This is a genomic window from Paenibacillus sp. FSL M7-0420, assembly GCF_038002345.1.
In the GTDB taxonomy this organism is placed as follows: domain Bacteria; phylum Bacillota; class Bacilli; order Paenibacillales; family Paenibacillaceae; genus Paenibacillus_AQ.
In genome coordinates this window covers 7,202,968-7,223,869 of record NZ_JBBOCJ010000001.1, presented here as the reverse complement: position 1 = coordinate 7,223,869, position 20,902 = coordinate 7,202,968, and the positions used below count along the sequence as shown (strand labels likewise).

General features: G+C 47.5%; 23 protein-coding genes. 16 read left to right on the top strand and 7 right to left on the bottom strand.

From position 1 onward, the window contains the following. Positions 1-144 precede the first annotated feature (144 nt). The 6 genes from MKX51_RS31090 to MKX51_RS31065 all read left to right on the top strand — a co-directional run bounded on the left by MKX51_RS31090 (position 145) and on the right by MKX51_RS31065 (position 8,923). A complete protein-coding gene (locus MKX51_RS31090; RefSeq protein ID WP_445322042.1) occupies positions 145-2,736 on the top strand; it encodes an S-layer homology domain-containing protein in 2,592 nt (863 codons plus the stop codon). A 255-nt stretch (positions 2,737-2,991) separates the two neighbouring features. After that, entirely contained in the window at positions 2,992-3,399 is a 408-nt protein-coding gene (locus MKX51_RS31085) for a BlaI/MecI/CopY family transcriptional regulator (RefSeq protein WP_076161349.1), read from the top strand. A 2-nt stretch (positions 3,400-3,401) separates the two neighbouring features. After that, a complete protein-coding gene (locus MKX51_RS31080) occupies positions 3,402-5,489 on the top strand; it encodes a M56 family metallopeptidase (RefSeq protein WP_340995117.1) in 2,088 nt (695 codons plus the stop codon). Positions 5,490-5,531: 42 nt separating this feature from the next. Beyond that, positions 5,532-6,737 (top strand): DUF4179 domain-containing protein, encoded by a 1,206-nt coding sequence (locus MKX51_RS31075; RefSeq protein ID WP_340995116.1) that lies wholly within the window; start codon positions 5,532-5,534, stop codon positions 6,735-6,737. A 157-nt stretch (positions 6,738-6,894) separates the two neighbouring features. Then, positions 6,895-7,374 carry a 23S rRNA (pseudouridine(1915)-N(3))-methyltransferase RlmH gene (rlmH, locus tag MKX51_RS31070; protein ID WP_036699737.1) on the top strand — a complete coding sequence of 160 codons (480 nt, stop codon included), beginning with the start codon at positions 6,895-6,897 and terminating at the stop codon, positions 7,372-7,374. Between the two features lie 238 nt (positions 7,375-7,612). Continuing rightward, positions 7,613-8,923, top strand: a complete 1,311-nt coding sequence (locus MKX51_RS31065; protein ID WP_340995115.1) for an amino acid permease — start codon at positions 7,613-7,615, stop codon at positions 8,921-8,923. Positions 8,924-8,927: 4 nt separating this feature from the next. Here MKX51_RS31065 and MKX51_RS31060 read toward each other — a convergent pair whose 3' ends face one another. From MKX51_RS31060 to MKX51_RS31050, 3 genes are all read right to left on the bottom strand, one after another. Next, a complete protein-coding gene (locus MKX51_RS31060; RefSeq protein WP_340995114.1) occupies positions 8,928-9,701 on the bottom strand; it encodes a YqcI/YcgG family protein in 774 nt (257 codons plus the stop codon). 92 nt (positions 9,702-9,793) lie between these two features. Further along, positions 9,794-10,420 (bottom strand): LysE family transporter, encoded by a 627-nt coding sequence (locus tag MKX51_RS31055; protein ID WP_340945883.1) that lies wholly within the window; start codon positions 10,418-10,420, stop codon positions 9,794-9,796. 85 nt (positions 10,421-10,505) lie between these two features. After that, the gene (locus MKX51_RS31050; RefSeq protein WP_340995112.1) at positions 10,506-11,096 is read right to left on the bottom strand and encodes an urea carboxylase-associated family protein; all 591 of its coding nucleotides are present in this window, start codon (positions 11,094-11,096) and stop codon (positions 10,506-10,508) included. Between the two features lie 605 nt (positions 11,097-11,701). Here MKX51_RS31050 and arr point away from each other — a divergent pair. The 6 genes from arr to MKX51_RS31020 all read left to right on the top strand — a co-directional run bounded on the left by arr (position 11,702) and on the right by MKX51_RS31020 (position 15,940). Continuing rightward, entirely contained in the window at positions 11,702-12,118 is a 417-nt protein-coding gene (arr, locus tag MKX51_RS31045) for an NAD(+)--rifampin ADP-ribosyltransferase (RefSeq protein WP_340995110.1), read from the top strand. Between the two features lie 306 nt (positions 12,119-12,424). After that, on the top strand, positions 12,425-12,922 hold the full coding sequence (locus MKX51_RS31040; protein WP_340995108.1) for an RNA polymerase sigma factor: 498 nt from the start codon (positions 12,425-12,427) through the stop codon (positions 12,920-12,922). A gap of 1 nt (position 12,923) precedes the next feature. Further along, the gene (locus MKX51_RS31035) at positions 12,924-13,805 is read left to right on the top strand and encodes an anti-sigma-V factor rsiV (protein WP_340995106.1); all 882 of its coding nucleotides are present in this window, start codon (positions 12,924-12,926) and stop codon (positions 13,803-13,805) included. A gap of 86 nt (positions 13,806-13,891) precedes the next feature. Then, positions 13,892-14,437 carry a MarR family winged helix-turn-helix transcriptional regulator gene (locus tag MKX51_RS31030; RefSeq protein ID WP_340945898.1) on the top strand — a complete coding sequence of 182 codons (546 nt, stop codon included), beginning with the start codon at positions 13,892-13,894 and terminating at the stop codon, positions 14,435-14,437. A 130-nt stretch (positions 14,438-14,567) separates the two neighbouring features. Then, positions 14,568-15,077, top strand: a complete 510-nt coding sequence (locus tag MKX51_RS31025) for a hypothetical protein (protein WP_340995105.1) — start codon at positions 14,568-14,570, stop codon at positions 15,075-15,077. Continuing rightward, positions 15,074-15,940, top strand: coding sequence for an SDR family oxidoreductase (locus MKX51_RS31020; RefSeq protein ID WP_340995104.1), 867 nt, complete (start codon positions 15,074-15,076; stop codon positions 15,938-15,940). The genes MKX51_RS31025 and MKX51_RS31020 overlap by 4 nt, the downstream gene beginning before the upstream one ends. 69 nt (positions 15,941-16,009) lie before the next feature. Here the strand turns inward: MKX51_RS31020 and MKX51_RS31015 are convergent, their stop codons facing one another. Further along, positions 16,010-16,474 carry a VOC family protein gene (locus MKX51_RS31015; protein ID WP_326078279.1) on the bottom strand — a complete coding sequence of 155 codons (465 nt, stop codon included), beginning with the start codon at positions 16,472-16,474 and terminating at the stop codon, positions 16,010-16,012. 170 nt (positions 16,475-16,644) lie between these two features. Here MKX51_RS31015 and MKX51_RS31010 point away from each other — a divergent pair, with 170 nt between their 5' ends. After that, positions 16,645-17,067 carry an Lrp/AsnC family transcriptional regulator gene (locus MKX51_RS31010; RefSeq protein ID WP_445322090.1) on the top strand — a complete coding sequence of 141 codons (423 nt, stop codon included), beginning with the start codon at positions 16,645-16,647 and terminating at the stop codon, positions 17,065-17,067. Between the two features lie 328 nt (positions 17,068-17,395). On the opposite strand, the gene MKX51_RS31005 is transcribed toward MKX51_RS31010, so the two are convergent. Then, positions 17,396-18,238 carry a sialate O-acetylesterase gene (locus MKX51_RS31005; RefSeq protein ID WP_340995098.1) on the bottom strand — a complete coding sequence of 281 codons (843 nt, stop codon included), beginning with the start codon at positions 18,236-18,238 and terminating at the stop codon, positions 17,396-17,398. A gap of 83 nt (positions 18,239-18,321) precedes the next feature. Between MKX51_RS31005 and MKX51_RS31000 the strand changes: the two genes are divergently transcribed. Next, positions 18,322-18,516, top strand: coding sequence for a hypothetical protein (locus MKX51_RS31000; RefSeq protein ID WP_340995096.1), 195 nt, complete (start codon positions 18,322-18,324; stop codon positions 18,514-18,516). On the opposite strand, the gene MKX51_RS30995 is transcribed toward MKX51_RS31000, so the two are convergent. Further along, positions 18,513-19,514: a serine hydrolase domain-containing protein gene (locus tag MKX51_RS30995; RefSeq protein ID WP_340995094.1), complete on the bottom strand. Its 1,002-nt coding sequence runs from the start codon at positions 19,512-19,514 to the stop codon at positions 18,513-18,515. The two genes, MKX51_RS31000 and MKX51_RS30995, sit on opposite strands and share 4 nt — an antisense overlap. 58 nt (positions 19,515-19,572) lie before the next feature. Further along, on the bottom strand, positions 19,573-19,938 hold the full coding sequence (locus MKX51_RS30990; RefSeq protein WP_340995092.1) for a DoxX family protein: 366 nt from the start codon (positions 19,936-19,938) through the stop codon (positions 19,573-19,575). Positions 19,939-20,078: 140 nt separating this feature from the next. Between MKX51_RS30990 and MKX51_RS30985 the strand changes: the two genes are divergently transcribed. Further along, entirely contained in the window at positions 20,079-20,399 is a 321-nt protein-coding gene (locus MKX51_RS30985; RefSeq protein ID WP_340945914.1) for a winged helix-turn-helix transcriptional regulator, read from the top strand. 149 nt (positions 20,400-20,548) lie between these two features. Next, a complete protein-coding gene (locus MKX51_RS30980) occupies positions 20,549-20,821 on the top strand; it encodes a dehydrogenase (RefSeq protein WP_340995090.1) in 273 nt (90 codons plus the stop codon). Positions 20,822-20,902 lie beyond the last annotated feature (81 nt).

Sequence of the window (20,902 nt, the reverse complement as noted above, 5' to 3'; positions counted from 1 at the left end):
AAATCAATGTTAAATGGCCGGAAAAAAGCTGAATTGTTCCCAAAATCATAGAATTGCGAAATTGTGTTATTGAGCGGCGGTGGAGGCAGGTGCTATATTGAGTCCGATTCAGGCAATCAAAATAACAGGATAGGGGCTGACACATTGAACTTGAAGTCGAAAAGAAAGCTGTTGTCTGTTACGGCAGGTCTGGTACTCCTCACGAATTCGATCGCGGTACATCCTGCAGAGGCGGCCACGGGTAATTCATTAACCGGGCTGCCGGCTGCTCCGGCATGGGGACATTTCGTAGATACTTATAAGAATAACACACCTGTGAATACGGCGGTGTATTCCAACCCCTCGATCGGTGTTCTCTCCGGCTTCCTGGATCTGTGGACACCGGGGGCCACCTGGGATACCGGGAAGATGAAGAATCCCGATATACTGAATTATAACATTCAATATGTGGCGGATCTGTCTAAGACCCGTACTCCGGCAGAGGAGGAGGCCGCGTATTACGATGACCGGCGGAACCAGACCTATGGAGCGGCTGACGGCCTTGGACCGTTGTCTGAGGTGTACCGTTCGATGTCAGGAACCTTCACGACCATTAACAGCATCCCTGATGATGCTACTTCCGTGAAATATAGTGACGGCAATGACAGTAACAAGGCAGGCGATTCCAATTCCAGCTTGGGCAAAATGGTGGACCTGATCGGGATTGTCCGCGGCAATTATGCTTCAACGAGTCAGGCTAAGAATTTCTACAGCTACATGCGTCCTTTCCGCTGGAAGGATATCTCCGTCATTGTGCCGACGCTGGTGCCGGCGAGAAGCAGTACGCCTGCCACAGACGGTGGCTTCCCGAGCGGACATACCAACGCTTCCTATCTGGCAGCCCTGGCTCTGGCGTATTCTGTACCTGAGCGCTTCCAGGAGCTGATGGCCCGGGCCTCGGAGATGGGCAACAACCGGGTTGTCGCCGGGATGCACTCGCCGCTGGATGTTATGGGCGGACGGGTGACGGCCATGGCCTTCGCAGCAGGAGCGCTGAATGACCCGGATAATGCGGCATTGAAGCAGGCGGCCTATACTCAGGCTCATGAAGTGCTGCTTACACAGACGGGCACCGCAGAAGACCGGTTCACAGATTATGCGAAGAATAAGGCCCAGTATACGCAGCGGCTGACCTACGGCTTCCCGCAGATTCACTCCACGACTGAGCCTGCCGTTGCTCCTAAGGGAGCGGAGGTCTTGCTGGAGACCCGCCTGCCTTACCTGACTGCGGATCAGCGTAGAGCAGTTCTCGTTACAACGGCAATCCCTTCCGGTTATCCGCTGCTTAATGATCCCGAAGGCTGGGGACGATTGAACCTGTTCGCCGCTGCTGACGGGTACGGTGCATTCGCTGAGCATGTAACGGTAGCGATGGACGCTGCGAAGGGCGGCTTCCACGCCGCAGACCGCTGGCGCAATGATATCTCCGGGACGGGCGGACTGACCAAGGAGGGTACAGGCACGCTGAAGCTGGCGGGCAACAATACGTACTCCGGCGGTACAGAGGTGAACGCAGGTGTCCTGGAAGGAGACTCGGCAACAGCCTTCGGCAAAGGGAATGTGACGAATACCGGCGGCTCTGTAGTTGAGAACGTCTACGGTAAAATAGTGATTGGCGGCAGCTTCACCCAGGCCTCCGAAGGTACGCTTGTACTGAGCCTTACCGGAGCAGACGATGTCCTTGAGATTAAGGGTGAGGTGAAGGCTGACGGGAAGCTGAAGGTGAACTTCGCGAACAGCTACGTTCCAGGCAGCGGCCTGATTCCGCTCATTACGCATGGCGTCAGCCAGCGCAGCGGGCAGTTTGCTTCCGTGCAGGTTGAAGGACTGCCAAGCAAATATAACACCCAGGTAGTATACCTGAGCGATCAGATTGCGCTTAGTATTACAGATACGACAAGCGGCGGGAATCCTGGTCCCGGCGGTGGAACTGGCGGCGGAACGCCGGGTACTCCGGCTGGAAATACCGGAACAGTACCAGGCACCACTGGCACCACTCCAGGGAACGGCAGCACTACTCCGGCTGAACCGGAGAAACAGCCACAGAGCGGAGTTGATCCGTTCCAATCCGGAGTGGTCAGCAGAGAAGCGGTATACAAGACCGTGACTGAAGCTATTGCAGCCACGAAGAATCAGAGCATCAGCTTCAAGGACACCGCAGGCCACTGGGGCAGCAGCACCATCGCTACAGCCGTGAAGCTGCAGATTATCAGCGGCTATGCAGACGGCTCCTTCCGGCCGGATGCGCCGGTGACCAGAGCCGAATTCTCGGCGATGATCGCCCGTTCCTTCGGGCTAGGCACTACATCGGCGGCCTCTAAATTTGGAGATACAGCCTCCAATTGGGCGGCAGGCTATATCGGTGTCTTGGCGGACAAAGGCATCGTAACCGGCTACTCGGACGGCAGCTTCAAGCCAGGCGCGACCATTACCCGCGCTGAGATGGTCACAATCATTGGCCGTGTGCTTGATCTCGGCGTGCTCCAGACCGGCACTCCGGTGAGCTTCAAGGATGTCAGCAGCAGCTACTGGGCGGCTGACGCCATCCGCCAGGCTGCTTCGGCCAATCTGGTGAAGGGCATCTCTGCTTCAGCGTTCGCTCCAAAGAATCAGGCTACCCGTGCCGAAGCGGTGGCTGTGATCATCCGCGCGCTGGAGAGCGACAGCTCGGTTAAGGCTTTGATTGCGGGGTTGTAAGCGGCAGGGTTGTTAGCTGCAAGTGAGTGACAGGAGTAAGTAAGTTCTTATGAATAGGATGCAGGAAGTACAAGCCGCTGGCTTGTGCTTTTTGCTATGGTTACGGCTACTTAGCCACTTCGGGTGTCGTTTCGCGTGCTTTCATCACAATGTGGGCATATTTGACAAATTAAATCTACAAGTGTAATGTATAGAACAGATCTTGTATTTACACTTGTAGATCGAATGCCGCCGCCACGGAATGGAGCTGTAATGATGAGTACAACCCCGAAGATTTCGGAAGCTGAATGGGAAATTATGAAGATTATCTGGGAGCATCATCCGCTCACCTCGGAACAAATCACCCGGCTCCTGCCTGCATCTGTGGAATGGAGCGAGCAGACGGTGCGCACCTTCGTCACCCGGCTGCTTAAGAAGAACGCGATAGCGTATGAGAAATCCGGCCGGAGCTATCTCTATTATCCGCTGGTGTCAGAGAATGAGTGTGTCCGGGCCGAGAGCCGCTCCTTCCTGAAGCGCGTATTCGGCGGGGCCACCCAGTTAATGGTGACCAGCTTCCTGGAGGATGTCGAGCTGTCCAAGCAGGAGATTGAACAACTCGAACAGCTGCTGAGGGAGAAGAAGTCGCAGGGCACCAGCGGCAACTCAGGTAAGCAGGAATGAATATGGTCTACGGATGGTTTGCCGGTATCGCAGAACAGACACTCGCGGCAAGCATGGTGATTCTGGCTGTGTTGTTCATTCAATATGTTCTGCGGAGATTCATCAACGCCCGGGTGCGTTACCTCCTGTGGCTGCTTGTTATCGCCCGGCTGTTATTGCCTGCTGTACCGGACAGCCCTGTCAGCATGTTGCATATTCTTGGCAATAGTAAGCACTTCTTAACTACTGTCCTGGACAAGGGGCCGGGCACTGGAGCTTCTAAGGGTGATTATCAGGAGCTTCCGCCTGGAGAGGGAGCTAAGACTACATATCCGGCGAATAGTAACGTCCTGAATGAAGCGGGACAGACAGGCCCAATCGAACAGAACGATGAATCGGCAGCCGTTAACCGCAGCTCTGCGGGGGCCGCAGGCTATCCGCTCTGGATGAAGATAGGCACCGTGATCTGGCTGCTGGGCGCTATGCTTATGCTGCTGAATGGACTCCTGTACATCCGGCGGATGCACCGCGAACGCAGACAGCTTAGACGGGTGAATGCCCCGGAGATTCTTAAGGTGGTTCTTGCCACCAGACGCCAGTTTGGAATAAGGAGAGCGATACCTATCTATACCGGAGGTTCCGCTAACAACCCATATCTGTCAGGACTCCTGCGTCCATGGATCTTTGTCCCGGAGCAAGCTCTGCGGGAACTGGATGCTTCCCGGCTGCGGCACATCCTCGCGCATGAGCTTGCCCACTACAAGCGGAGGGATATGCTGTGGAACCTGCTAGGGAGCCTAGCCGCAACGATACATTGGTTCAATCCCCTGATGTGGCTGGCGATCCGGCGGATGAAGATCGATAGGGAGGTTGCGTGCGACGCCTATGTGCTGGAGGTATTGGGAGAAGAGGAGGCAATTGATTACGGGCTTACTCTGGTAGAGTTCCTGAAGCGCTTTTCAAGAGTCCGGGAGAGGCGGGAGCAGCTCTATTTCTTCAATCCGCAGCAGCGGCAACAGATCAGAAGAAGAATCAGTATGATTCAATCTTTCAAAAAAGGCTCCTACCGCATCTCCGCAACCGCTGTAGTTCTGGTAGCTCTGCTCAGCGTCGTGACGCTTACAGGTGTCTCTGGAGAAGCTGGTGACTCTGCTGTCACGGAACCTGAGGCCAATTCCGCTGGTACTCATGCAGAAGGCGTTGCTGTGGGGGAACGCGTAGATACGGCAACGGAGCAAGGGGAGACTCTGGTGCCGTTAACGAGCATAGATGAACAACAGACGGAGTATGCCATCAGGCATAATCTTCTGGTGCCGATGAATGTGGAGATTGAGCAAGATGGTTACCAGGTCACAGTGACGGGCTTCATGGCAGACAAGAACCAATTCCTTATCTTCTATACTGCGAAAGTGGACGGCGGTAGGTCACTATTCTCCAGTGATCCTCGTTTTGTAGAATGCATCATTACGGATGGTATTACTGGCAAGGTGATTAACGGCCGGACCCACGCGCTGGTCAGCAGCAGCAGCCCGGAGCCGCATATTGCATATGCGGTTGCCAGACTTAAGTTCGCGACTCCTTTGACGGACCTGCCCTCAAAGATTAAGGTGGAGTTCCATTTGCGCACACTGGCAGCCAATGAGTCCAACATTCAGGAGTCTCCGGCACTCCAGACAACCTTTGATGTGAGGGCAAATTACTGGAAGCAAGAGACGCATACAATCACATCGCCAGAAACGCTTAATGTAGGCGGACACAAGATCAGAGTGAAATTACAATTGACACCCTTAACAACCATAGCCACTTTTTATTCAGATGAACCTTTGTTTAAGAATAAGGAATTTATTAAATCATTCCATGAGAAGTACGGTTCACCCTTCCTGTGGTGGAGCAAGACTGGAACGGGAGACTATAGGCAGCAGCCAGGCACTTCATCAATTACGTTTACAGACTATGAAATGAAGATGGTTACAGAAAGCTATTATTTGTTGGATAAGTTGCAATCTCTGCGGCTGGATTTCATGAAGAGTCCGGCGAAACCTACTGGAATGAATGATCTTGAGCATACATACCAGATGACCTTTGATGTCCCCGGACAGGATCAGAGCTGATCCGGATGAAACAACCAACTTGTATTGAAGGAGAGTGTAACAATGATTAGAATGAAGCGGAATGAACTGGATATCTCACATGCGGCGCAGGCGCAGCCCATACAGGAGCAAAAGCAAGGGTCAGCGCCAGATAAACGGCGGTCCTCCAGGACCGGGCTATCTACCGCCATCGTCGCAGTCATGACAACCGCAGCGCTGGTGCTTAGCCCTTTTGCCGTGACAGGTCAAGCTTTGGCCGCCTCGGCAACCGCCGCGAAACCGTCGGCAGCGCTTGCCCCCTTTGTAAATCCCGAGATTCAGGGTTATCGACAGGTTGAGTATGCCATCAAACACAATCTGGTGCAGCCGCTGAACACAGTCGTCAAAAAAGACGGTTATAAATTGATAGTAAATGGTTTTATCGCAGACAAATATGAGCTGATCATCCTTTTTACAGCCCAAGCCGACAGTAAGAGAGCATTCGTGTCCATGCCGCCAAAGGGTCATAGTCTCCAATTGTCCGATGCGGTTACAGGCAAGGTCATCAGTGGCAAAAAATTCAATGATGCTCTAGTCATAGGCGCAAGTCCGGCAAAGAAAGATCATATTCTATATGGAATTGCTAAAATCCGGTTAAGCAGTCCATTGACCACGCCGCCCAAAAAAGTAGCTGCTGAGTTTCAGCTAGGCACCTTAACCGCCATTGAGCTGAATCAGTTAAAGGCGCTGGATGCTGAAATGCTCGCTGCCGCCGAAAAGGCCCATGCGGACGACCCGGACCAGACCTCATCGTTCAGCTACAGTCCTGAACTGCTAAAGAAGTATAACGCGCTCAAGTCCAACGTGAAGTATAGCCCTGTGCTGAAGGTGGCTTTTGATATCAATCCCAAGGTCTGGAAGCAGGAGACCCGGACACTGATGCCGGAGGAAACCATTGATGTGGCAGGGCATAAGATCAAAGTGAAGCTGGAATTGACACCGTTCACGACGGTAACCACACTATCCTCAGACGAAGCTTTGTTTAAAAACAGAGAGTTTATGGAGACCTTCTATATGGAATATAATCCATCGCTATTGGTCAAGAACGGAACCGGTGATTATAAATCGCAAGAGGGAGCTTCTGCCTATACCTATGCAGACCATGAGATGAGAATCGTGTCGGAAAGCTACTTCTTCTTGAATAAGCCGCAATCGCTTCGCCTGGATTTCACCAATATGAAAGACCGTAAGATTACACAGCAGTTGATTGTGGATATGCCTAACCAATAAGGGAAGGGCATCCGAAGTATCTTAGGGCCATCCGTGAAGGATGGCTCTTCTTGTGTCGGTATAGGGTGAGCGGGGATTGTCTCTTATGGAGGGCATGTTATGGACAGGGATGTGATAAAATACAGGGACATGACAAGATCAGACCGATGGAGGAACTATGTTAATTCAACTGATAAGCGTAGGAAAATTGAAGGAAAAGTATCTGACGCTCGGCATCGCAGAATATGCCAAACGGCTCACGCCCTACCTCAAGTTCCAGATGATTGAGGTGGCGGATGAGAAGGCCCCTGATAACCTCAGCGACGCAGAGGTTATTCAGGTGAAGGTGCGCGAGGGCGAACGTATCCTCGCGCAGATTAAGAGCGAGGCGCATGTCATTGCGCTCGCGATTGACGGCAAGCTCTGGAGCTCCGAGGAGCTTGCCGCCGAGATCGACCGGCTCGGCACCTACGGGACGAGCCACGTCGTCTTCGTCATCGGAGGCAGCCACGGCCTCTCCGATGAAGTCATGCGCCGCGCCCAGCAGCGCATGAGCTTCGGCCGCATGACGCTGCCCCACCAGCTCATGCGCCTGGTGCTGGTGGAGCAGGTGTACCGGGCGGTGAAGATTAATAGGGGGGAACCGTATCATAAGTAGGGCGAAATTAGTATTGAATTTTTCCAATGTAGTTATAGTTTTTCAAGATTCCACGAACTTACCCTGTTTACTACGCTCACGCATTCCGAGACTTACGTTCTGAGAGATTTGTACCCTTTTAAGTTGCGCTGTCGCACCCATCATTTGCAGCACAGACTTTCCCATCGTTCTATTGCGGAATAGAATAACACTGCGAAGCACATAGTAACAGCAGAAGCAGAGGGAGGGATTATAGATTTTGGGTACTCCAACAGGTAAATTACCCTGGTGGCAGTTAACTTTATTTGGTGTTGGCTGCACGATTGGCACCGGTTTCTTTCTTGGTTCCAGCATCGCTATCCGAAAAAGCGGATTATTGGTGTTGGTTATTTTTGTGTTAGCCGCTATAGCAGCTTTATTCGTTTATGAAGCCTTGGGTCAAATGACGATGCAGAATCCTCAAAAGGGATCTTTCCGCAGTTATGCCAAAGATGCTTTTGGTAGCTGGGCCGGCTTCAGTATGGGCTGGATCTATTGGTGTTCAGAGATTCTAATAATCGGGAGTTCATTGACTGCCTTGGGACTGTTCTCGCGGTTATGGTTTCCCAGTTGGCCACTTTGGAGTTTCACCTTATTTTATACAGTGCTGGGGCTGCTGGTTATTCTTCTAGGTAGCAGAGGGATTAATAAAGCGGAAAATTTATTTGCCATGATCAAAATCGCAGCTGTGCTGACGTTCATAGGGGTCGCCGTGGCCGCACTTGTGAGGGGGAAGGGAAACTGGGTTACGGTTTACAGCCTGGAAGCATGGCTGAATAAAGGATGGATAGGGGCCTGGAAAGGGCTACTCTATGCGTTCTATGCTTTTGGAGGCATTGAGGTGATGGGCTTTATGGCGGCGGATCTACGTAATCCGAAAGAAGCTCCAAAAGCAGGAAGATTTATGCTGTTAGGGGTGACCATACTATATGTATTGTCTATAGGGCTTGCGCTGCTATTCGTCAGTCCTGAGAAAGTAACTCCTGCCCAAAGCTCAATAATTGCTGCACTTGTAGCGATGGGCCTACCCATCCTTGTGTATGTGCTAAATGGAGTAATGATAGTGGCCGGATTCTCAATCCTCGTTGCATCATTGTACGCGGTCTCAACTATGCTGGTAGCCTTGGCTGAGGATAAAGATGCTCCTTCCTGGCTAGCGGTGACCAAAGGGAAAAGAAAACTGCCGATCTACGCACTTGGCATTAATACGCTGGGCCTGTGCGTGACGATTGTGCTAGGCGTACTGCTGCCGAAGCAAATATTCGAGCATATCACCACAGCGGCAGGATTAGTTATTTTGTACACTTGGCTATTCATCTTAGCTTCGTACCTTAAGTTATTGAAGCCGAAGATGGGGGGATGGATCAGATCGAGTATCGCTATGGTGCTGATTATTGCTGCCGTGGCAGGTGTACTCTTAGAGAAAAGCGGTCGTCCCGGCTTCTGGTCTAGCCTTCTGCTCGTCGGTATTATTATTTTGATCACTTGGTTTAAGCAGCATCACGGGAAGAAGCGCGGACAGCTTTTTTAAGCTTTCAAGAGTGGAATTTGGTTCCTAGTCCTTTGAACTTGTTCTTCATATACGTAAAGGGACATTTAGAGGGTGCACTTTCGTCATCGCGTAGAAAATATTGCTTCCATTCCAAATTGTTCTCCTGCCCATACCATTTAAGGGAAGGATGCGCGGGAATACTATCGTAGTCGGCAAGCTTCTTGCGGATTAGCTTCTTCATATTGCGGCCAAATGCAGTAGAATCATTAATATCTTCGAATACCCATCGAGGCTGAAAGGCAATCACAAAATAAGGAGTATGGCGGCTTCTCCGCAACTGATGTGCCGGGGTTGCACAAAAGGCGAAATATGGTTGCCCATCAAAGCAGAACTCCCAGGAAGGGTTCGAGGGGTCTGTAGAAATCTGATCCGGCCAAGGTACTGTATCTACCGCGCTGACGCGGCTCAGGACGGACCAGAACAAAGCTTCATTGTCCTCAATGGAGCGGCCCTCTGCTAAATCTTCCGGAGTTTCGAAAAAGAGAACAAGTGAAGCATATTTGCCGGTATCCCGCGAGCACTCGCCATATTGGCGAAGGAAATCGGCGACTTCCAAAGTTGACGCTTCGTTTCGTGGATCAGTTGCAAATCCAAAACGTAAATGATTAGACAAAAAACCCTGCCTTCCCGGAATACAGGGATATTTCCCTTCGGGATCTGCAATCATAGCTGTAAATTGGCGAAAAGCATCCTGTTGCCAGTCCGGTATCTCGGACATATGTTCATCCAGCCATTGCTTTGTTTTCAAATAGACCATCCTAAAACACCCTCCTCGTTACGCACAAAACATCCTATGCGCTAGAAGGGGGATGGGTGAAAGCATAGAAACACTCTTGCCAGGTGAACTTATTAGGCGAACAATTGTATAAATGCCTGATATCCGAAATACAGACCAAAGCTAAGCAAGCAAATGCCAGCCGCAAGGGAAATGAATCGAAGTACAGCAGGGCCGGTAAACTGATGGAATAAACTGGATATCATTGCCATTACCAGATCCCAGAATAAGATGCCAACAAAAATACCAATGCTATTCCACAGCACTTGATCGAACTGTTGATTCTCCATGCTTTTGGCCAGAATTGAGCCGTAAATACCTAACCAGAACAAAATGCTGAGGGGGTTCATCAGTGCCATCAGAAATCCAGAATGAAAGGCGCTGATGCTTGTCTGTTCACCGCGCAAGGCGGTTTGGGAAGCGGTATTCATGTTTTTTAAGGTGTCAATCCCGGTATAAAGAAGAACAAAGCTGCCGAAAGTCCACAGGAAGGTTTTCATGAATGGGGTATTAAGGAAGTGCGCTAGCCCAAAGTAGATGAGCAGCATGTATACTAAATCTGCACACATGGCGCCCAGTCCGATCATCCAGGATTGCAAGAATCCCATCCGCGCTCCCCGATCGAGCTGGGCTACATTGATGGGGCCCATAGGTGCAGATAAAGAAATCCCTAGCACTATATAGGTTAAAAAGCTATTCATGGACATCGCCCCTTGAATGAGAAGTATCTTGTACAAGTCATTCTATTCAAAAAGTGGGCCAGATAGAAGACGAGCTTAATGGATTCTAAAGGATCTTCACCGCAATAGGGGTACATTTGTAACCGTTGCAAGCACTTTCGGAGCAGGGGCAAGCAGATATAGCAATAATAAGGTCCATCTCAGCCCGCAATTCAATGTAATCACCTGCTTTAGATAGCGGACGCTCCACGCTAACTTTTCCGGAAGGCTCAATGACGGTATTCATAAAAAGATTGAATGGATAATGCTGATCGGGAGCGGGCAGACCAAACTCTTTCAGGGCTTCATTTAGGTTGTTGTAGCAGCTGGCGTGATCTTTTCTGTTATATAACACCTCATACATCTCGGGACGGCAGGCAGAATTAATGAAATCATGGCGGCCCACGGTGTCCTTCATAATTGTAAGTAAGGGTCTATATTGATTGGAATAGAGGATGTCTCCTGGCATTACATTTATCTTCCCGAGAGCATCTATCGTTACGCCGGGATCAATCCGCTCATTGGGGCGAGAGGCATTATAGGCAGTAAAATCAGCAACCTGCTCTCCCTCCACATCGGTCACTCGGACGATCTGCCCTTTGTCCAGCTTGAAGCCCAATCTCTGCGTTGCTGGTATCAGCCATTGTTGTTCAGTCATCAGTAATCTCCTCTTGGATGTTCATAGTCTATACAAGTTAGTATGGCTGTTTGTCAAAAAAGTCATGCATAGTAAGAGCCATTATAGCTATGAGAAAAGAGATCTATCTTATTAGGGGCCGGGGGAACCAACGCCTTAATAGCGACTAGTGGATAAGGTCAATCAATTAGGTGCCATTAAAATTTCGCTCTATAAATGTTACGGTAAACCGTATCATAAGTAGTAGTAAGCGGAAAGTTAGAGTCAGACATGTGACTGGTCTGGCTCTTCTTGATTTATGGAAAGTAAATTCACAATAGCGCTAAAAGGTATTTTCCTCGCTATGAGTACCTCTCTCTACATCCCCATCCTCCAACACAACTCCTCCAAAACCTCACTCGCCCGTCTCATCACTCTCTTCATATCCTCGTCCGTTATCATCTCTAACTCCTTCCCCTCCCCATTAACGAGGGCAAAAAAGTTCGTTAGAAACAAAAGCGCAAGCCATTGGTTTGTGCTTTTTGCAGTAGTTAACCGGGTTTGGAATTATTTTATAGACTACTTTTTGCGCCCCTATAGCCGTATACTCTTAAACGAAAGTCTAAAACAAAAAGGGGTGTGCCTATATGAATGACAAAAAAAACATCTTAGATCCAGGTCCGTTTTTTCATGGGACTAAAGCAGCATTGAAGATAGGAGACTTGCTTGAACCATTGTATGTATCCAATTATCAGGATAAAAAATCTAATCATATATATTTTACTGCAACCTTAGACGCTGCTAAATGGGGGGCTGAATTGGCAAAATCTAATTCAAAAGAGAGAATTTATATTGTGGAGCCCGTAGGTGATTTCGAGAATGATCCAAACTTAACAGATAAAAGATTTCCAGGAAACCCAACACGTTCATACAGGTCTAAATCGCCTCTGAAAATAGTAGCGGAATTAAGTTCATGGGAAAGACATTCCGATGAGGAAATAAATCATATGCTTACATCTTTGAAAAAACTGACTGAAGAAGGAAAAAATATAATATATGATTGAATCCTGCATTATTAAATGGGGTAATACCAGCGTCGCTGTCACCAAGTGCAAACGTATAGGTTATATTGGAAATTTGTTGATCCCTCATTCCGTCATGAGGTACTGATCCGCGCAGGACGTTGTACCCTCACCCCAAACCTCTTGCATCCTCACTTTGAAAATATGGTTGACGACATCGGCTATGGCATTTCGCAATTCGCAGAAAATTATGGCTTCAAACTTTTTCACGGTCTGATTCGTCTTGCATAATGAAAGGCGGTAAATAAAGAAATGCGCGCGCAGTAAAGAAGGAAGAGAGGCCTATTGATGAATAGCAAGCTATTTCACAAGATATTGACAGAATTTATGAGGGATTACAAGGAGAATGTGTACCGATTGGCTTACAGCTATGTAAAGCATCCGCAGAACGCCATGGATGTGGTACAGGATGCGATACAGAAGGCGCTGACCAAGAGCGATTCGCTGACAAAGCCAGAATCCATAAAGAGCTGGTTTTACCGCATCGTGGTCAATACGGCGCTCGATTATTTGCGGAGAGCAAAAAAGCTCGTTCCCGTTGCTGATGAGGTGCTGGAGCAGCAGGGAGTGAATGATCATGATGTGATTCAGGATTTGCATCTGTCAGAGACCTTAGAGGAGCTGCCTATGATGTATCGGGAAGTCATTATTTTGAGGTTCTTCGAGGATATGAAGCTGGAGGATGTGGCTCTCGTTCTCAATATACCGTTAAGCACAGTTAAATCCCGGTTATATCAAGCACTGAAAATTCTTCGCATCAATATGAAGCAAGAGGAGACCTATTAATATGGACAAAAAAATGGAAAAGCTCAAGCAAGATTATATGAATATACAAATCCCTACTGAATTGGATACGCTCGTCACACAATCGCTGCGGCCTGCCCCGCAGCGCAAACGCAGCATCAAATGGTACCTTGGCTCGGCGGCAGCTGCGATTGCTCTGTTCGTGTCTGGGGTGAATATAAGCCCGACGTTTGCACAATCCATGTCAGAGCTGCCGGCTGTCGGTGCATTGGTGAAGCTGGTAACCTTCACGGAATATACAGCGGAGGGAGACGGCTACCATGCGGATGTGAAGGTTCCAGCAATTACGAATATGCCCGATATGAAGTTGCAAGATATGTTGAACGAGAAGTATATTGCGGAGGATCAAAAGCTGTACAAGGAATTCATGGCCGAGATTGATCAGTTGAAGGACAAGGGCAGACCCAATATGGGAGTAGACAGCGGGTATGAGGTTGTCACCGATACGGATCAGCTTCTCTCTATTCGGCGCTGGGTCGTGCAAACGGCGGCATCCGGTTATGAAACGATGAAATACGATACGATTGACAAAAAAAATCAAGTGCTGCTCACTTTGCCAAGTCTCTTCAAGGATGGAAGTTATGTATCTGTTATCAGCGAAAATATCAAGGAGCAAATGTACGAGCAAATGAAGGCGGACCCAGATAATAAGCATTATTGGATAAAGGGCGAAAGTGAGGAGTATCCGACACGTGGATTCGACAGCATTTCGAAGACTCAGAGCTTCTACATTAATGCAGACGGAAAATTGGTTATTTCCTTTAACGAATATGATGTTGCTCCGGGAATTATGGGACCTGTTCAATTTGTAATACCGACAGAAGTAATTAACTCGCTGCTGGTCAGCCAGGAATATATTAATTAGGGCATAGCGGCAGGGCGGTCTGAAGTGGGGACATGCGGGAGCATCTCCTTGTTGACACGAAAGTAATTAGGTGCCATACTATGTGTATGAAGAACAATAGAAAAATAAATGACATGGAGGCTATTCCCTCCCTTGTACAATCCCAGCGTCAGATTGATCGCTATAACCTGGACATAGACGCCCAGGCTATACTCGTCGCGTCTAGGCTAATGGCAGCGGGAGCCCAGCTTGGTCAGGCCTCGGAGATTCATTTCTCCAGATTCGGCTTATCAACAGGCCGATATCGTGTATTGGCAGATCTTGAGGATTACGAAGGAGAAGAGCTGCCTTCGCAATTAGCAGAGCATCTAGGCGTTACACGTGCTACAGTGACTGGTCTGATCGACATTCTTGAACGAGATGGCCTAGTATCTAGACGCTTAAGCTCAAAAGATGGCCGCCAGAGATCGGTTATTTTGACGGAAGAAGGAGCGAAGAAGCTACGTGAAATGGCTCCTGAGCATTTCGCTTGGCTGGAGGCCACGGTGGGCTTACTCAGTATAGACGAGCGCAGCGTATTCCTCGACTTGCTAGGCCGGGTTACACAAGGCATCTCTGCACTTACGGACGAACCAGGCACGAAACCAAAGTGAAACATCAGTAATGAGTAGAATGGGCTAGTAATGCTAGCCTATTTTTACTCCTATATAGTTAGGCTCCTAATTATATTTCGCTGAAAGTATCGTTGATTGAATGATCTCTAAGAAAGAAGGGAGCAACGAAATGAACCAGATGAAATACCCGAATCAGACAGATGATGTTCATGGTATCAAGACTGTGGGTTCCAGAAAAAAGGCCTTTGTACTATGGCGTGAAGTTGTAATGGCCTATGTCGCTCCTGCCATCATGGCAGGTATTGGGGGATTGGTTACTGCTGATAGGGGGCTTCAGATAGGGGCATTGACCACAATCGGCGGTGCATCGGCCTTCATGGCCTTGATGCTGGGCCTTTTGTTGCGCAGCCGAGTGGGCCATATGCGATGGGTCATAGGTGCACCTCACTTGGTTGTGCTAGGAGGGTTCGCATTAGCCGGGTCCTTGTGTGGCCTATGCGTGGCATGGGTGATATCTGGTGTACTAGAACTTATGATGCCTGGCCATCACTTGGCCTGGGTCGATCGCGTCTGGACCGATTTCCCGTTGTCCGGATTCATAGCAAGCACGATAGTGACATGGCGGTGGCGTCTGGCCGTCACAAATAATTTTTTATCCAAAAGGAGAAGAGAAAAATGATAGTTATTATGGGAGCAACAGGTACGATAGGCAGTGCGCTGGTGGAACGATTGGTTGATCTTGGCGTGCCCGTCAGGGCTCTGAGCAGAGACCCAGAGAAATTGCGTCATCAGATCGGAGAAAAAGGCCGGTCGACTATCGAGGTCGCATCGGCAGATGCTGCCGACCCCGAATCGCTGCGCCGCGCATTTACAGGTGCCAGCCAGCTCTTCCTCGCCATGTCCAACAGTCCAAGACAAATCGAATTGGAAACTTCAATCATTCAGATTGCAGGCGAATCTGGAATCAAACACATCGTGAAAATATCCAGCCCTGCCTTTGAGCAGAGCTCTCCCGTCGCAGTCGCGGGCTGGCATCAGGAAATCGAGAAAGTGCTGAGGGAATCAGGTCTCACCCACACCGTGTTGCGCCCTTATGCGTTCATGCAAAACATCATGCGCTTTGTACCAACGATTACAACCCAAAATGCTTTCTTCGGCTCCATGGGCAATTCACCGTGTAACTACATTGACTGCCGGGATATCGCAGATGTTGCTGCAGAAGCCCTAACCAACCCTGAGGTATCAGGCCAAATATATACGCTTACGGGTTCAGAGATTCTCAGCTATCCTCAGATCGCGGACCGGCTATCCGTCCTGCTTAATCGGCCAATAAGTTACATCAACATGGAACCCCAAGAGCTACTCCGTAATCTTATCGAACACGGGCATATGCCTCCTTGGCTTGCGAACCACGTGGTGGAAATTCAATCCATGGCTACGGTGGTTCCAGAACGTCCAAATGACACTGTGCAGCGCTTGCTTGGCAGAGGGCCGCGCAAGCTGGAAGATTTTCTGCATGAGAGTGTAGACAATTTCCGGTAGAGGCACCATAGTTTAAGGAACATTCCGGTGAACCGTATCATAAGTAGGGGCAAGTTTTTTCTGAAAAGCTTAATTTACTTGGTTTTTGTTGGACATATCAAAATCAACATCTTCAATTAATTCGATAATCTCTCCGTTGGGACTGTGAATGATCGCGTTCTTTATCAGAAGAGGCGGTTCGCCGAGAGAAAGGTTATCCGGTTCTATAAAAGCCTTTGCTCCATGAGCAAGGGCTTTTTGATACATTTCATCTACATTATCTACATAGAAGGCAAAATGTAATAACGCTCCGTGAGCTATATCTTCTTCGGAAGATGCTTTCTTCCCTTGAGCTGGGATGACTGCATCGTTATCAAAGATCTCAATGCAGGTTCTTTGGTCAGGTGAAATCAGCATGGAAGCTTCTTTGATTTGAAATAGTGGTAGACTCCAATGATGCCCTAACTTGAACCCTAGAACTTCAATATAGAATGTAATAGTTTCTTTATAATCTCTGGCTTGGATCGCTACATGTGAAAGGCCTTTTACGCTCATCTAAAATCGCTCCCTTAAATAATATATGTTTATTATAGTTATATTAAAATGTGAGATACATACAAAAGATAAGGGTTTTATAGTAATATGGTTATTGAATACAAGGTGTTTTAGTTAAATGGGTTTATTTTATTAAATAGGTTCAGGGGGTTCTTGATTTGGAACATCTTATGGATGACATTGATAAAAAGATCATGGCATTACTTCAGTACAATGCGCGAATATCCATTTCTCAAATCAGCAAAGAGGTTTCGATGTCGCAACCATCCGTTAAAGAAAGAATGATCAAGTTAGAAGAAAAAAACATCATTTCTGGGTATAACACAGTTTTTAATTTACGGGATCTGAATCGGGGTACGACCACTTTTATTCTATTAAAAACAGAACATTGCCAAGAGATCACTGATTTTTGTAAGAATGCTATGGAAGTAACTGATTTATTTCGCATTAGTGGGGAATACAATTATCTCATTAAGGTACAAACCGCATCTATTGAGGAACTTGCCGAATTTCAAGATTACCTTATAAAGTTCGGACCTTCAAAGTCTCATATCAGTTTGAAAAATATATTGGAAAACAGGATTTTGCTCTAACCTGTTACGTGCGCAGCTTGTTCCCCAGCAAAGATGGTATGTTACAATAGCATTATTTGATGAAGCTCTGGGTGATGAATTTCAAGTATATGATGCGTGATGCACCACAGTTTGAAAAACGATTTGCAACAATGATGGAAAAAGCGAATATCTCCCGCTATTCCGATTATAGAACGCCGAGGAGAAGGTACGTGTGGCTAAAAATGTACTGAAGGAATTATTATAAAGAATCATTATGAATCAAGCCTATCTATTCATAATATAAACAACAGTGGCGGCCTTCCGGGCCGCCCTTTGTTTTCCCGATAGACCCGTTAAGCTTAAGGGATCAAAGCTTCATAACCTTCACCATCTGCGCCTCGAATTCGGCGTAAGTGATTTTACCCAAAGCCAAATCCATGCTGTGAAGGTAGATTTGTTCTGTTTTCGAATAGTCGCGCTTCACTTTCAGTGACTGCTCCTCCCCCTGGAGGGGCTCCAGGACATGACACTTGTTCGAATAAGCTTCGAAATAGCGGTAGCCGAATTTGCGTTGCGAGACTGCGTTCATATGAATGCCATCAGGATTCGCGGTCAACTCTGCTGCCGTTACAAAATAACAATTTTGCTGTTCGTTAGCAAAGCGCAACAATTGTTCATTGACCTGTCTATACTCTGTCGCTTGTTGTCCAAAACCAGTCTTCCCAAGGAAATCACCAAGTCCGCCAATAATTAACGGCACCTCATCAAGATTCAATTCATTTCTTAGGGTCTCGATGATAAGGGTTAACTTCTCGTAATACGTTTCATGCAGCGAATGATAACTGTTGCTCTCACCCTGGTGCCAAAGAATTCCGCAGATCTGACTGGACCGCAAGGCGAAGCGGGCTTCGGACAAAGCATGCTGAAAAAGAATGCCCTCCGGATGCCAATCATTCAAAGAGCTGCCACCTTCTGCACAAGGAATCAAACCAATTTCTTCGTCAGAATTCGCTTTCGACCAGGCATCGGCGAAAGACGCCGCCAGGCTTACTCCGGAAACCGGACGGTCATAATTAATCGGCTCTGTCATCATCTGCCACTGTCCGTTACGCAGCATTTTTATTTTTTCATTATATATAGGGTCGACTTCATGCAAGAATCCACGGCCTGCCATATTAGATTGACCCAACATTAAAAATGATTTTATCATTTAATTTTCACTCCTTTACCTAACTATTATAGACTAATTGAATTATTTTATAGTCTGAGCGTTGTTCTATGCTGGGTTCAGCAATGAATACGAAAGAAACGTTGTGTAATTTTGAGGAAGCGGTCAGCGGTAATATTCAAGAATTGGCTGGCTCAAGTCTTGAACAACTTATTCGAAATACGGTTCTCCATCTGCGTTCCTATTGGATAGGCGTCGTCTCGGCATCGCATGTACAACGCGGGGTTATTGCTAAAGCAATAAGCGGAATTAATAATTAGTTCAAAGTACACGATAAGACTTTGTCTCCAAATGCTTTAATATCCTCCAAGTAGTCGTACCCCGGTGGATTTGAACCTGCTTGGTTATACATTCTAACCGCGACTAGCCGATGTTCAGGAATAACCAAACAGGCACAGCCAGTTAGTCCCAGCATTTGATAGGACCCTGGTGGGAGTGTATTTCCTATTTCAGAAATAGCTCTAGGCTTATCCTGAACCCACCAAGCGAAGCCATTTCTAGGCAAAGTATCATCAAGATTTGCTGGGCTCTGATTGGTTGTAGCTTGTTCTATAACCTCTTTCGGAACAAGCTGTTGTCCATTGACGAGTCCACGGTTCAGGTGAAGATAACCCCACAATGCCAATTCACGGGCACTTACAAAAAGATTGGCTTCTCCCCCTTGTTCATCAGCATATTCTTCATTTAACCATACTAAATTGTCATCTCTATTCTTACACCAACCTGTCTCAATGAAATTGCAGGGTTTGAAAACATATTGTTGCATGACCCCTGACAGGGGCGCTTCAAATAATTTCCGTATTAATCTAATGAGCATATTGATTCCTATATTGTTATAATTCCAATTCGATCCCGGCGGGAAGAGTTTCTCTTGATTATTTTTGAGTCCATGAGTATGTGTTAATAAATGTCTTATTCTAACCCCTTCTACAGCAGCTAGGTTTAGATCTTCTAAGTATTCTGAAATATAATCATCAATGCTTGAAAGTTTATTTTGGTATAAGGCCAAGCTGATCGCAAAGCCAATGTATGACTTTCTTACTGAAGCAACATTAAATCGGGTTGAGGGCATCACTGATTGTATCTTTGAATTATACTCATATGAGCCAAAGTAGCTTTCATTAACAATGGTGTCATTATGGATGATAATTGTAGCGGCTGCGGAGCAGGAAATTTGGTTCTTAGCTCTAATTACATGGTTAGTAAGCGCCAAATATTTATCGTTTTTGGTATGTACTATTTCTTTTTGTAAAAACATAATCTCACTTCACCTCTAGGTGTTAACGTTGATAAGGTACAAAAGAGTTCTTATTAAGCTAAGTGGCGGTGCTGTAGCGGGTAACCGCAATTATTACAGCTAACGCGATGAAGACGATGTTCACTCCGAGTTCCCGGTATTCCTTACGGCTAACATGGAAAAGTGCCCCGCAAAGAACGATCACGGCCAGTCCCGTTGCGGCAATTGGCGTTAGCACAGGTGCGATTTTGGTGGCGTAAGGCAATATGATTCCAAGTGCCCCCAATAATTCGGCTAGCCCGATAAGAACCACAAGCACCTGTGGAACGTCTTTTACCCATCCCCAGGACGCTTTGGCTTTCTCATACTGGAATGCCTTTAACCCACCTGAGTATACAAAACCGATTGCCGTAATAACCTGCACGACCCATAACGCGATATTCATGACTATGACTCCTCCTGAGTATTTATTCGTTGCCCGCTACAGGTATAATAGTCCCTAAGAGGCAGCTCACGGAAGTAGGCACTTTAACTAAACATAGTAAACAAAAAGTAACCGTATTGAAGCAAAGGGTGGTGCGGACAATGAAATCATATTGTAAGTTTGAATCGGCGCTGGATATTCTAGCGGGGAAATGGAAAGCGGTCATCCTGCTTCAGCTTATTTCAAACGGCACAATGAGATTCGGTGAGCTTCAAAAGGCAATACCGGACATAAACAAGAGGATGCTTACCCAACAACTAAGAGAACTTGAATATAACGATATCGTTCATCGCGAGGTCTACAACCAAATTCCTCCGAAGGTAGAATATTCGATCTCGGAGTACGGCAAAGGTCTGAGTACGGTGCTACAGGTGTTAAACGATTGGGCAATTTCCCATATTGAACATATGAATAAGAAATAGTCGTCCAACGATGATCATCAAATGTATAAAGAAATAAGTGAACGTCAAGGGTCATCAGGGCCTTCGCCGCTATTAAAGAGAAGTACGGATTTATTGCATCAACACAGTAGCGCCAACACTTATCCAGTGTCCGGCAAGTGCTGCCGGAAATGCTGGATAAGCAAAGCGGTGCCCTGTTATTTACAACTGGAGGTGCATCAGTCCACCCAGTTCCAAGGACGGGGAATGTCGGAATTGCAATCTCAGGACTTCGTAATAATATCTTTAATTTGAACAGCGAATTAGCGGACAAAGGTGTGTATGCGGGTCACCTTTCGATCGGAATCTGGATGCAGCCGAATTCAGGAGTTCAAGACAAAATCGCTGATATTTGGTACGACATGTACACCAAAAGAGACAGAGTAGAAGAATTTATAAATTAACCAAGCAGCTCAATAAATAAGCCCCGCAAGAAACAAAAGCACAAGCCACTCGCTTGTGCTATTTGCCGTAGCTTAAGTGTA

What these genes read in the sequence shown, in the direction of transcription:
- MKX51_RS31085 (WP_076161349.1), top strand. Translation starts at nt 2,992, where the DNA reads ATGAGTACAACCCCGAAGATTTCGGAAGCTGAATGGGAAATTATGAAG.
- MKX51_RS31080 (WP_340995117.1), top strand. Translation starts at nt 3,402, where the DNA reads ATGGTCTACGGATGGTTTGCCGGTATCGCAGAACAGACACTCGCGGCA.
- MKX51_RS31075 (WP_340995116.1), top strand. Translation starts at nt 5,532, where the DNA reads ATGATTAGAATGAAGCGGAATGAACTGGATATCTCACATGCGGCGCAG.
- rlmH (WP_036699737.1), top strand. Translation starts at nt 6,895, where the DNA reads ATGTTAATTCAACTGATAAGCGTAGGAAAATTGAAGGAAAAGTATCTG.
- MKX51_RS31060 (WP_340995114.1), bottom strand. Translation starts at nt 9,701, where the DNA reads ATGGTCTATTTGAAAACAAAGCAATGGCTGGATGAACATATGTCCGAG.
- MKX51_RS31055 (WP_340945883.1), bottom strand. Translation starts at nt 10,420, where the DNA reads ATGAATAGCTTTTTAACCTATATAGTGCTAGGGATTTCTTTATCTGCA.
- MKX51_RS31050 (WP_340995112.1), bottom strand. Translation starts at nt 11,096, where the DNA reads ATGACTGAACAACAATGGCTGATACCAGCAACGCAGAGATTGGGCTTC.
- arr (WP_340995110.1), top strand. Translation starts at nt 11,702, where the DNA reads ATGAATGACAAAAAAAACATCTTAGATCCAGGTCCGTTTTTTCATGGG.
- MKX51_RS31040 (WP_340995108.1), top strand. Translation starts at nt 12,425, where the DNA reads ATGAATAGCAAGCTATTTCACAAGATATTGACAGAATTTATGAGGGAT.
- MKX51_RS31035 (WP_340995106.1), top strand. Translation starts at nt 12,924, where the DNA reads ATGGACAAAAAAATGGAAAAGCTCAAGCAAGATTATATGAATATACAA.
- MKX51_RS31030 (WP_340945898.1), top strand. Translation starts at nt 13,892, where the DNA reads ATGAAGAACAATAGAAAAATAAATGACATGGAGGCTATTCCCTCCCTT.
- MKX51_RS31025 (WP_340995105.1), top strand. Translation starts at nt 14,568, where the DNA reads ATGAACCAGATGAAATACCCGAATCAGACAGATGATGTTCATGGTATC.
- MKX51_RS31020 (WP_340995104.1), top strand. Translation starts at nt 15,074, where the DNA reads ATGATAGTTATTATGGGAGCAACAGGTACGATAGGCAGTGCGCTGGTG.
- MKX51_RS31015 (WP_326078279.1), bottom strand. Translation starts at nt 16,474, where the DNA reads ATGAGCGTAAAAGGCCTTTCACATGTAGCGATCCAAGCCAGAGATTAT.
- MKX51_RS31010 (WP_445322090.1), top strand. Translation starts at nt 16,645, where the DNA reads ATGGATGACATTGATAAAAAGATCATGGCATTACTTCAGTACAATGCG.
- MKX51_RS31005 (WP_340995098.1), bottom strand. Translation starts at nt 18,238, where the DNA reads ATGATAAAATCATTTTTAATGTTGGGTCAATCTAATATGGCAGGCCGT.
- MKX51_RS31000 (WP_340995096.1), top strand. Translation starts at nt 18,322, where the DNA reads ATGAATACGAAAGAAACGTTGTGTAATTTTGAGGAAGCGGTCAGCGGT.
- MKX51_RS30995 (WP_340995094.1), bottom strand. Translation starts at nt 19,514, where the DNA reads ATGTTTTTACAAAAAGAAATAGTACATACCAAAAACGATAAATATTTG.
- MKX51_RS30990 (WP_340995092.1), bottom strand. Translation starts at nt 19,938, where the DNA reads ATGAATATCGCGTTATGGGTCGTGCAGGTTATTACGGCAATCGGTTTT.
- MKX51_RS30985 (WP_340945914.1), top strand. Translation starts at nt 20,079, where the DNA reads ATGAAATCATATTGTAAGTTTGAATCGGCGCTGGATATTCTAGCGGGG.
- MKX51_RS30980 (WP_340995090.1), top strand. Translation starts at nt 20,549, where the DNA reads ATGCTGGATAAGCAAAGCGGTGCCCTGTTATTTACAACTGGAGGTGCA.